Consider the following 12,056-nt stretch of genomic DNA (forward strand, 5'->3'; position numbering starts at 1 on the left):
CCTTCTTATCCTAATTTTTCCAGGTTTTCAATAATTTTGGCAGGCGTCAGCGCATAGTTCGGCTCGTAATTTCCTGCAAGGGAATGTGCAAGACTCCCGTGTATCGCGGCTTTTAAAGGATGCCATCCCTGTGCGAGAAGCGAACCGATAAGACCCGAAAGAATATCGCCGCTTCCCCCTTTTGCCAGTGCGACGCTTCCGTTAGGGTCTATAAACAGTTTTTTGTTATATGCTATTATTTTATTCGCCCCTTTAAGCAGAAGTACGACGCCGGGGTATTTCTCACTGAATTTTTCGGCAAGCTCGAAACGCTTTTTCTGCACCTCTTTTACGCTGTACTCTCCAATTCCGACTATTTTAAGAAGACTTGCGAATTCTTTCGGATGAGGGGTAAAAACGACTTTTTTATTCAAAAACTCCGTAATTTTCTCTTTATAAAACATATCCGCGTCTATTACCATAGGAATGTTAAGAACCGTCAAATCCTCAAGTATATCGTCAAAATATCCGCTCATCCCCATTCCGAACGCCAAAGCGCTGAAATTTTCTATTTTTCCCGTCTGCATAATTTCATAAGGCAGATTCACTTTTTCACGGCTTACAACGCTTACAAGCCCGCATCCGTAATTAAAGGCCGCAACAGCCGCCATAACCCCCGCACCGGGTTTTTCCCCTACAAGAACCCCGAGATGCCCGTACGTACGTTTGTGAGAGTTTTGTTTTTTTCTAAGAGGCGTTACGATATCGTCTTTTTGTAAAATATAATAGCAGCATTTGTCAATATATTTGCTAAAACTGACACCTAAATCGGCCTTTATAATCTCTCCCGTGTAATCTTTTGCCTCGTCACTGTAAAGCGCTATTTTTTCAGCCCCCATAGTGACGGTCAAATCCGCTTTGAACGCAACCGGTCTTAAATTTCCGGCCTCGTCAATCCCCGTCGGAATGTCGCACGCTATTTTAAAAGCGTTGAGATGGTTCATTTTGTTTATTATAAAAACTATTTCGTCGCTCAAATCCCTTTTAAGACCGCTTCCGAAAATAGCGTCTACGAGGCAGTCGCACTTTTTATATTCTTTTTCTACAACACCCCCTAACGATTTGTATCGTTGAAGCTGCAGCCTGCACATTTTCGACTTGGCACCTAATGGCATATATAGGTTTATATGATAATCCCCTAAAAGTATTCTTCCAAGCGTAACACCGTCGGCACCGTTGTTCCCCGGTCCCGCAACAATATTTACAACGGAGTTTTTAGGCACTCTTTTATAAATTTCAAGAGCCATAGAATATGCGGCGTGTTCCATTAAAATGTCTTCATTAAGCCCGTAGTTTTCATAACATCTTTTATCAAACGCGTAAACATCTTTAAATGCGGGTTTCATTTTTTCTCCTTTTTAAGTCGGTTTTACACCGTAAAGATTTTACCGGCGTCTAAACTGAAAGGCTTTTAAGAAGTCTTCTTTGGTTATTTTATCACGTTTATTAATATTTGCAACGGTTTTGGCGACTTTTAATAAATTAAACTCGCTTCTTTTGCCTAATCCTAAATTTTTAACCGCTCTTTGAAGAAGTTCGTAGGCGCCATTTTCAATATCAAATTTATAATTTTCAGGCAGATTGGCATTAAATTCACCCTTTTGCATCTCAAAAGCCGTAAGTACTTTTTCAAAGATTTCTTTGCTCGATACCGTATCTTCCGAATCGTCTTCGGTCATCTGAAGATAAAGCTCTATCCTGTCATACAAAGGCTCGCTGATTTTGTTTTTATATCTTCTTATTTCCACATCCGTACATCTGCACTCTTTATCCCTGCTTAAAAGATTGCCGCAAGGGCACGGATTCATAGCCGCTGCAAAAAGTATATCCGTTTCGTATTCCACTTTGGAATTGACACGGCTTATAAACACTTTCCGATCCTGAAGCGGCAGCCTTAAATTTTCAAGTACGTCTTTTTGAAAATGCGGAAGTTCGTCAAAAAAAAGCATTCCCTTGTTTGCAAAGGCTATCTCCCCTATTTTCGCTCCTCTGCTACCTCTGTAATTCTCAAGAAATAATCCAACTATTTTAAATCCTTTGATTTATTTTAAAAATTCGATTTTATCGGAAATTTTATCGCATATAATAACTAATTGACATTATATAAAATTTTCAAAAATTATCCCAACTTTTTCATAAAATAGTCCAACATAATTAAAATTATGCTATAATTATTCCAACTAAATTATAAAAGATATATAAGGATGGAAATTGCCGGTAAGAAAAATTCCAATTCAATCCAAATCAGTTGCTGGAAGATTTTTTAGTCATAAAAACAATAAACTTATTGACTTTGAATCACAATTAGAAAAGAAATGCTATTTAATATTAGAATTTGATACTAATATAGTTTCCTATGAACCACAGCCTTTAAAGATAGAAAATTACATACCAGATATTTTAGCCTATAGAGCAAATGATATTCCTTTGCTAATTGAAGTAAAATATTCAGATGAAGCTTTTAATCCTGATGAAAAATTAAAAAGAAAATTTGATGCTTTAAACAAATATGCAAAAGAAAATAATTTAGAGTTTAAAATATTTACCGAACAAGATATAAAAGAACCCTACTTTTCAAATATCAACTTAATATACAATTATGCAAAAATTTCAATAAATGATGAAATTATTTCAAATATTTTAAAATTGATACCAAAAGAAGGCATTTCGATTGCTCAGTTATTAACAAAAGTCAATAATGAAATGAATTACTTATCTCATATATATCATCTAATATTTCAAAAAAAATTAGAAACAAATTTTAATAAAAAATTATCTCAAAACAGCATTTTAAGGATTAATAGTGATTGATTTAAAAGTCGGAAAATCCATTTTTTATAAAGGAAAACAATATATAATAGATTATATTCTACCTCCTGATAATATTGTAATTAAAGATGAACAAGGAAATATAAAAACAATAAAAGCGGTTGAAATTGATGACAATTCTCAAATAAACAATACCCCAAAAGATATTCTACAAATTGAAGAGAAATTATATGAAACAGCTAAAAAAAGATATGAAATAATAAAACCTATATTAGAAGGCAAAATAACTACAAAAAAAGAAAAAGAGGAATTAGCAAAAAAACACAATATAAATGTAACTACTTTATATGACTGGTTAAAGAAATATAAAGCTACTAATACACTTTTATCTCTTATACCAAATTACTCTCAAAGAGGAGGAAAAGGTAAAAGCAAATTGCCAAAAGAAGTGCAAATCATTATAGATACTTTAATAAAAGAAAGATATTTATCTCATCAAAGAATTTCAATATCTAAATTACATAGAGAAATTAATGCAATTTTGTATTCTAAAGGATATAATAAAATTTCTTACAATACTTTACGAAACAGAATTAATTTATTAGACGAAAGAAAAATATTCAAAACGAGAGAGGGAAAAAGTGCATTTAATAACAAATTAAGACCATCGGCAAAAAATTTTGAAGCACAATATCCTTTGCATATTATCCAAATAGACCATACACAATTAGATATAGAAGTAGTAGATGAAACTTATAGAAAGCCCATTGGAAGACCTTATATTACAGTGGCAATAGATGTATTTAGTAGAATGATATATGGATTTTATTTAAGTTTAGACGCACCAAGTTTTTATTCAGTAGGACAAACTTTATATTTAGGATTTTCTCCAAAAGATAATTACTTAAAAAAAATAGAAATAGACGCAACTTGGGAAATATACGGAGTTCCAAATACTATTCATTTAGACAATGCAGCTGAATTTAGAGGAGAACAGTTAAGAAAAGTATGCGAAATTTTTGGAATTAACATTGATTTTAGACCAAGAGCTACTCCTAATTACGGGGGACATATTGAAAGACTTATAGGCAATATCAATATGGAAATCCACTCTCTACTAGGAACGACTTTTTCAAATCCAAAAGAGAAAAGAGAATATGATTCATCTAAAAAAGCGGTATTTACTTTAAAAGAGTTAGAAAAATACATTGTTACTTGGATAACTAAATATTATCATAATAAAATCCATTCGGGTATAGGAAAAACGCCAAAAGAAAAATTTTTTGAAGGTATTATGGGAAATGACACTACTCCTCCCGCACCTTTAAAGATTTTGACTACACAAGAATTAGAAATTGCAAGAATAGCGTTACTGCCTTATGAAGAAAGAACTATACAAAGAATGGGAGTATCTTTGTTTGGTATTACTTATTACGATGAATGCTTAATTCCTTTTATGAAACCAACTCCTCAAAACAAACAAAGAGAAAAATATATTTTCAGATACGACCCAAAAGATTTAAATAGGATATTCTTTTATCATCCTACATTAAATGAATATGTTGAAATTCCTTATAAAAACTTTAATCATCCTAAAATTTCTTTATGGGAATTAAAAAATGCAAAAGAATATTTAAAATCAAAAAATAAAAATTACGATGAAACGATATTGTTTGAAACAATACTTGAATTAAGAAAAATGGAAGAAGAAGCTGCCGAGAAAACTAAACTGCACAGAAGAAGAAAAGAAAATAAAAAAGTTTCTAAACCTTTAAGCGAAACGAAAAAAAACGAAACAAATACAAAAGAAACCAAGCTTAAACCAAAAATTAAAAAATTTGACATTGATTTAAAAGACGATTAAGGAGAAAAAAATGACACAAAAAGAACATTTAGAAAGGCTGCCTGAAAAAATAAGAAAAATGGTATTAGAAGCCGAAGACAAGGAAAGATTAAAATTTCTAAATGACAGACCCGCTTTTATTAAACATACCAAATATCAAAAATTAACAAAAAAACTTGATGAACTTTTATATGCTCCAAGAACAAACAGAATACGCTCAATGCTTTTAGTTGGAAATTCAAACAACGGCAAAACGGAAATGATATTAAAATATATTGAATCCAAAAAGAAATTAGATAAAAATTTTGAATATTACATAAATCCCGTAATGTATGTTCAAGCACCAAACAGAGCCGTAATACACGAGCTTTACGACTCAATATTTATGAATCTAAACGTTCCTTATAGCAAAAGCGAATCTTTAGTTGAAAGAGAGGAAAAAATTAAATACTATTTTGAAAAATTTGAGATTGATATGCTGGTAATTGACGAAATTCAAAATGCACTTATAGGAAGCATAACTAAACAAAAAGAATTTATGTCGGGAGTCAAAAATTTATCAAATATTCTAAAAAGACCTATTGTATTAGTTGGGACACCAAAAGGAGTAAGTCTGGTTTATAATGATCATCAGTTAAAAAGCAGGTTTGTGCCGACTAAAATAAAAAACTGGGAATATGATGACGATTATTTTTCTTTACTATATGCAATAGAATTAGTCTTGCCTTTAAAAAAGCCTTCTTTAATTTATGAAGATGAAAAATTAGCAAAAGATATATTGGAATTAAGCGACGGGCTTATAGGAGACATAATTACAATAGTATATCTATTAGCAAAATATGCAATAGAAAGTGGAGACGAAAGAATTAAAAGAGGTATGATTAAAAAAATAAACTATATCCCCGCTTGGGAAAGAGAGGGAACTTATGCCGATGAAATATAGAAAGTTCAATCCTGAAAGAGTGAGATACTTGCATAATATAGCAATAAAAAATAAAGATTTTAGAGAAACGCTTTATAAAACAAGAATTAGAAACTTTATATTGCCTGAAAAAAATGAATTATTTACTTCTTGGTTGGCAAGAAACGCAACGATTAATTTTTTACAGACTTCTACTTTTATAAACAAATACTTTAAAAAATACAAAAACTGGTTTGTAAACAGGGATTTAGACGTTTTAAACAACGATAGATTTTTTACTGATTTTGCTTCAAGGAGCGGTATTGATGTAAATATTTTAAAACAGACTTCTTTACAAAGCTATACGGGATATTTAGCCGAAATTATTTATGATAATACAAGAAACAATTTAATCTCTCCTGTAAAAATCAGAGGAACTTATAATAAATTAAACGGCTTAAAATATTGCCCCTTGTGTTTAAAAGAACATAACTATTTTAAAAAAGAGTGGAGATTGGCATTTTACAATATTTGCCCTGAACATAGTGTTATAATGCTTGATAGATGTCCTAACTGCGGAGAGCCTTTGACTATTACAAAAAGAAAATATGATATTGAAAAATTTAATTGCTATAACTGTGGATTTGTTTTTGAAGAAGCGAAAATTGAACTAATTAATGAAAAATCCAAATCGGTTGAAATGCTTAAAAAAGCGATGGATATTTTAAATAAAGGCTGGTTTGAGTTTGATGGAAGAGTTTATTATTCAATAGTTTATTTTAAAATTGTAAAACAGTTAGCAAAACTTATTTATAATAGAGGATTTAGAGAAAATTATACTCTCCTAAAAGAATTAGAATATCTTAATATTGATTTAGCTAAAATTGAACTTACAAGCAGTAAATTTATGGAAGAATTTATAGAGATTAAAGAAGCATTAACATTATTTACTGCCATATTTGATATTTTGCAAAACTCAAAAAATTTAATTTCCTTTATTAAATTAAACAATATTCCTATTTACGAACTAAGAAGAGATATAGGATACAATACTCCATTCTTTTATGAAGAAATTATTTGGCAGTTTTACAAACAGCCTTACTCTCCGCCTTATAATGAGGTAAAGAGTGCTATTAAGTGGATGAAGAAAAACAATATTCCTGTAAATTGGAGCAGTTTAAGAGAAGTTTTTGGCGTTTATATGGATAAAAGAAAAAGACCTGAGTTAGTTGAATTGATTTCAAAAAATACATAAAAGGATTTAAATGTTTGAAGTATATAAAGCAGAAGCATACAAAATGACATCATATTTACTAAAAAATAATTATAAAGGAAAATTTAATCTTATTTATTTAGACCCTCCTTACAATACGAAAAGATTAAGAGGAGCTAGAAAACTATATGGAGATGCATTAACTAATTGGAGTTTTTTTATAAAAAATATCATAAATAATAGTTATGAATTATTAAACAAAAATGGATTTTTATGTGTATCAATAAATCAAATGGAATTATTTAATCTTAAAAATATAATAGATAATGTGTTTTCTCCAGAATTATTTATAGGACTATTTCCTGTAAAAATAAGACATAACAAAAGACAATTAATGATTAATGCAACATTTCATGATGTATACGAATATATATTAATTTATAGAAAAGATAAAAGTAATAGATTTTATATGGAATATAAAGAACCTAATCTAGATAAATTTATTTATAAAATAGAAACATTTGATAAACCTAAAATTGAATATATTAAAGATAAAAAAATAGAAATTTATTCTAATTATAGAATATACAAGGATAAACCATCAAAAGATAACTTAAGAAGATATATTATAGCTGGGAAAATAGCAACTGCTAATTGGTCTGGAGAGTTTTTTGAAAATCACTTAAGAAAATATGGCAACAACAAACTTATAAAAGTATATGGATTAGATAAAAATGGATTAGGTTTTAGATGGTTTGAAACACAAAATGAAAAAAGAAAAAGTGGAGTATATTTTCAATCAACTTTAACTGCTGGAAGACATATCTTACCTTCTAATGATTTAGACTTTACAGAAATAGTCCCAAATATATATAAAGAAGGAGGAGAAGGTTGTGATTTTAAAGACTCAAAAAAACCAGAAGATTTATTAAAATATTTAATTGAAATTACTACTAAAGAAAATGATTTAGTGGGTGATTTTTTCGCAGGAAGTGGTACTACAATTGCTACATGTGTAAAAACTAATAGAAGATGTATAACATCAGATATAAATGAAAATGCTATTGACATAACATTAAAAAGATTAGAGAATTTAAAACAAGGAAAAGATATTGATAAAAAAGTGTATAATTTTGATTATATTTACAAGGAAATATAAATGATAAAAAACTTAATACCTAAAGAAAGGTTACATCAATTATCAAGAAGTAGAGAATCAAAAGAATTTTGGATTTTTAAAGAAATAGACAACAATAAATTATTTGGGCAAAAAGCACAAAACCCAATTAATGCCGGTTCAAGTATGTTTATAGATACACCAAATTTACCCAATAAAATTAAAGAATTTATTGAAAAATATTTTAATAAAGATTGCTATATTAAAAATTTTCCTAATGAAAAAATTATTAAAATTGCAGCTAATAATTTAATTTTATTCAAAAAATGTAAATCTTTTAGAAGAATTGTATTAAAGAAGATTTTTATCATAGATAAATCTAATAATTTTTTTGATTTTAAAGAAAATCTATATGGAGGTTATCTATTTATAACAATCTGTTTATTTTTTTTAAAAGACAATTTTAATAAAAAAAATATATATGAACAATTTTTTGATTATTATAATATTGAAGAATTAAAAAAATTAATTATTAATGTAATTATTAATTCTGATAACATTGATAATATTACTAGTATTTTAAAAGGAAGAAAATTTTTTATTGATTATCAGTTAAGTAAAATTTCAGACTATAAACCTATTAGTGAGTATATTGTTGAGATATATAAATCAATTTAATTAAGGATTAGAAATGTATAATAAAATTTTCTATGGCTCTCCAGGAGTAGGAAAATCTTATAAAATTAATAATTTAACATATGGAAACAAAAAATATATAACTACTTTTCATCCTGAATATAGTTATTTTGACTTTATAGGAACTTACAAACCTATTACGAACGATGATAACAAAACTATATATAAATTCATTCCTCAGGTTTTTTTAAAAGCATATATAGAAGCCTGGAAAAATTTAAATAAAAACGTATTTTTGATAATAGAAGAAATAAATAGAGGAAACTGTGCCCAAATTTTTGGAGATATTTTTCAACTTCTTGATAGAGATGAATTAGGATTTTCTAAATATTTTATTGATGTTTCAGATGAAATACAAACTTTTTTAAAAGAAAAATTAAAAAATAATGATTATTCAATAAGAATAAGAGATTTATTTTATCTAAAAAATGGTATTTATTTAAAAAACGATGAAATATATTCAAAAATATTATTACCAAATAATTTATTTTTATTAGCAACTATGAACACATCTGACCAATCCTTATTTCCTATGGATAGTGCTTTTAAAAGAAGATGGGAATGGGAATATATCCCAATAGATTATTCACAAGCAAATAATATTAAAATAAGAATTGATGATAATATACAAATTGATTGGAAAAATTTTATCCAAAAAGTAAATAAAAAAATTTTAGAAATAACAGGAACCGTCGATAAACAAATAGGAGTATGGTTTATAATGCCAAAAAACAATTTTATAGAAAAAGATATATTTATAAACAAAGTTTTATTTTACTTATGGGAAGAAATATTTAAAGATGAAGATGAAGATAATAATATTTTTATAACCACAAGTGGCGAATTAATAACTTTTGAAAAAATTTTTCATTCACAAGATTTTTTAATAGAATTTTTAAAAGCAAATCAATTCATATGATAATATTAATAGAAAATTTTAAATATAAACTTAAAGCAATTGAAAAATTTTTACCATCTAAATTTTATACTCTTATTAATGAAGAATTTGTAATAATTGACTATTGTGGCTATTATTATAATTTTGAAATTAAAAAGCCTATATTCATACTACCAAAAGTTTTTATTAAAGAAAATAAATTTTTAGGTAAATATGAAATTGGTAATTTAATTAATTTTAATTTAGATTTAAACACTAAAAAATTATTAACTGAATTTATTTTTATTTTTTACAAAAGTTTAATTGAATTTAAACAAAGAACAAAGAAAAAATTTAATTTTTATAATTATCCATTATTAGAATCTTCAATTATTGGTAATAAAAATAATATATCTTTTTTTGATATCATTTTAAGCTTATTTGATTTTTACAAAAAAAATAAAAATATTTTTATATTAGAATTAAAAGAAAGTAAAAAAGGCAAAATTAATTGGAATAAAACTATAAAAAAAACACAACCAATCATTGTGGATGATACTCCTATTTATACAATACATTATAAAAAAAATTTTTCTAAAACTTTAAATTCAGAATTAATAATTATATACTTATTTACTTTAAGCGAAATTAGTAAGCTTTACAATTTTAAAATATTATTTAGTTCATCGTTAGAGCAAATTCTAAATCAAAATAAAAATTTTTTCCAATCTTTTAAAAAAAATCCTGTAAAAAATCTAAAAAAAATTAAAAATAATTATTTTTCAGATATTTTTAAAAAATTATATAATTTATTATATTCTTATTATTCACATATAGAATTTAATAATATAAACAAAAAACATAAAGAATTCATAATAATAAAAAATTATAATATAGTTTTTGAAGATATGATAGACAAATTATTTTCGGATGAATTACCTGAAGATTTAGAAGTATTAAAATATCAACAAGATGGAAAAATAATAGACCATATATTTAAATATCATTCAATTATTAAAAATAAAAATGAACAAATATATTACATTGGAGATTCAAAATATTATAAAGAAACTACTAAATATAGCACATATAATCTATACAAACAAGTTACTTACGCAAAAAATGTAATTCAATACAATATTAATCTTTTAAACAATAATAATAAGAACATAGATGATAATGTTTTTTATCGTGACTCTTTAACAGAAGGTTATAATATAACCCCTAACTTTTTTATAGAAGGGCACATTAATTTTGAAACTTTTTCTTATAAAGAAATTTACTTAATAAAAAAATCAGAAAAACCTTTTTGTATTTACCATTTTGAAAATAGATTATTTGATAGAGATACTCTATTTGTATTTTTTTATTCCATTAATTTTTTATTTGTAATCTATTCTTATATAACTTATAATAAACATTCTTTAGATAAATTTAAAAAATATTATAAAAAAATGTTTAGAGACGAAATAATTAAATTTTTAAATAAAAAATATGCTTTTTATAAAAAAACTTTTTCAAATAAAAAAGAACTTGAAGTATTTGTAAATAAATACTTTAAGTTACTAATAGGAAAAATGATAAGTATTAATAATACACTCTTTGTTGCCTTGGAAAAAAATACCAATAATATAAAAATTTTGAATATATTAAAAGATACTAATTTTGATATTTTTGTATTAGAAGGCCCCATCAATAAAACTGTGTAAATCCTGAAATAAGTTGTTAAAATAAAAAATAATATTGAAAGGATTTACACATGGGAATTTTGAATCTTGAAGAATACAAAAGAAGACTTGAATCAGGAAATCCGCTAACAATAGAAGAACTTGAAAACGAACTGAAAGTATTAATCAAAGAGATGATTGAAGCTGCAACTCAAGGTGAACTTACTTCCCATTTGGGCTATGAAAAGAATGAAAAATCAGATACCGATAATTACAGGAACGGATACAGTAAAAAAAGTCTGAAATCCAAATACGGAGAAGTAGAAGTAAATATTCCAAGGGACAGAAATTCAACGTTTGAGCCAAAGTTAGTAAAAAAGAGACAAAGACTATTAGATGGGACGGAAGATTTGATTTTATCATTATATGCAAAAGGAATGAGCGTAAAAGATATACAACACCATCTTGACGATTTATACGGATATGAACTCTCAACTGAAACAATTTCAAATATAACAGAAAAGATACTTGAAAAAGCGATAGAATGGCAGAACAGACCCTTAGAGCCGATATATCCCATTATTTTTATGGATGCTACCGTATTAAAAATAAAAATCGAAAGAGCTATAAAAAATACAGCCTGTTATATAATGCTCGGAATTAACCTTGAAGGCAAAAAAGACATTTTAGGCATATGGATAGCGGAAGAAAACGAAACTTCCAAGTATTGGCTTTCAATTATTAATGAAATAAAAAACAGAGGCGTGGATGATGTTTTAATATTTTCAATAGACGGATTAAACGGATTTAACGAAGCTATAAAAGCTGTATATCCCAAAGCTGAAATTCAAAAATGTGTGGTTCATCAAATAAGAAATTCACTTAAATTTGTGTCTTACAAAGACAGAAGAGAAATAGCTAAAGATTTAAAATC

The 12,056-nt window shown here is 26.7% G+C and carries 11 protein-coding genes; 9 read left to right on the top strand and 2 right to left on the bottom strand.

Features of this window, described 5'->3' with window-relative positions:
- Positions 1–5 precede the first annotated feature (5 nt).
- Positions 6–1,385: an NAD(P)H-hydrate dehydratase gene (locus tag ACXJIE_RS01520; RefSeq protein ID WP_456479214.1), complete on the bottom strand. Its 1,380-nt coding sequence runs from the start codon at positions 1,383–1,385 to the stop codon at positions 6–8.
- Between the two features lie 39 nt (positions 1,386–1,424).
- Positions 1,425–2,081 carry an ATP-binding protein gene (locus ACXJIE_RS01525; protein ID WP_456479225.1) on the bottom strand — a complete coding sequence of 219 codons (657 nt, stop codon included), beginning with the start codon at positions 2,079–2,081 and terminating at the stop codon, positions 1,425–1,427.
- Between the two features lie 169 nt (positions 2,082–2,250).
- Between ACXJIE_RS01525 and ACXJIE_RS01530 the strand changes: the two genes are divergently transcribed.
- The 9 genes from ACXJIE_RS01530 to ACXJIE_RS01570 all read left to right on the top strand — a co-directional run.
- Positions 2,251–2,850: a TnsA endonuclease N-terminal domain-containing protein gene (locus ACXJIE_RS01530; RefSeq protein WP_456479215.1), complete on the top strand. Its 600-nt coding sequence runs from the start codon at positions 2,251–2,253 to the stop codon at positions 2,848–2,850.
- Entirely contained in the window at positions 2,843–4,672 is a 1,830-nt protein-coding gene (locus ACXJIE_RS01535; RefSeq protein WP_456479216.1) for a TnsB C-terminal domain-containing protein, read from the top strand. The genes ACXJIE_RS01530 and ACXJIE_RS01535 overlap by 8 nt, the downstream gene beginning before the upstream one ends.
- A gap of 10 nt (positions 4,673–4,682) precedes the next feature.
- On the top strand, positions 4,683–5,594 hold the full coding sequence (locus tag ACXJIE_RS01540) for a TniB family NTP-binding protein (protein ID WP_456479217.1): 912 nt from the start codon (positions 4,683–4,685) through the stop codon (positions 5,592–5,594).
- Positions 5,584–6,807 (top strand): TniQ family protein, encoded by a 1,224-nt coding sequence (locus ACXJIE_RS01545; protein ID WP_456479218.1) that lies wholly within the window; start codon positions 5,584–5,586, stop codon positions 6,805–6,807. The genes ACXJIE_RS01540 and ACXJIE_RS01545 overlap by 11 nt, the downstream gene beginning before the upstream one ends.
- A 10-nt stretch (positions 6,808–6,817) precedes the next feature.
- A complete protein-coding gene (locus ACXJIE_RS01550; RefSeq protein WP_456479219.1) occupies positions 6,818–7,924 on the top strand; it encodes a DNA methyltransferase in 1,107 nt (368 codons plus the stop codon).
- A complete protein-coding gene (locus tag ACXJIE_RS01555; protein ID WP_456479220.1) occupies positions 7,925–8,560 on the top strand; it encodes a hypothetical protein in 636 nt (211 codons plus the stop codon). It begins immediately after the preceding gene.
- 13 nt (positions 8,561–8,573) lie between these two features.
- A complete protein-coding gene (locus ACXJIE_RS01560) occupies positions 8,574–9,497 on the top strand; it encodes an McrB family protein (RefSeq protein WP_456479221.1) in 924 nt (307 codons plus the stop codon).
- On the top strand, positions 9,494–11,164 hold the full coding sequence (locus ACXJIE_RS01565) for a hypothetical protein (protein WP_456479222.1): 1,671 nt from the start codon (positions 9,494–9,496) through the stop codon (positions 11,162–11,164). The genes ACXJIE_RS01560 and ACXJIE_RS01565 overlap by 4 nt, the downstream gene beginning before the upstream one ends.
- A 50-nt stretch (positions 11,165–11,214) precedes the next feature.
- The coding region (locus ACXJIE_RS01570; protein WP_456479223.1) for an IS256 family transposase at positions 11,215–12,056 on the top strand (842 nt) is incomplete at its 3' end.

The organism is Nautilia sp., from assembly GCF_053994455.1.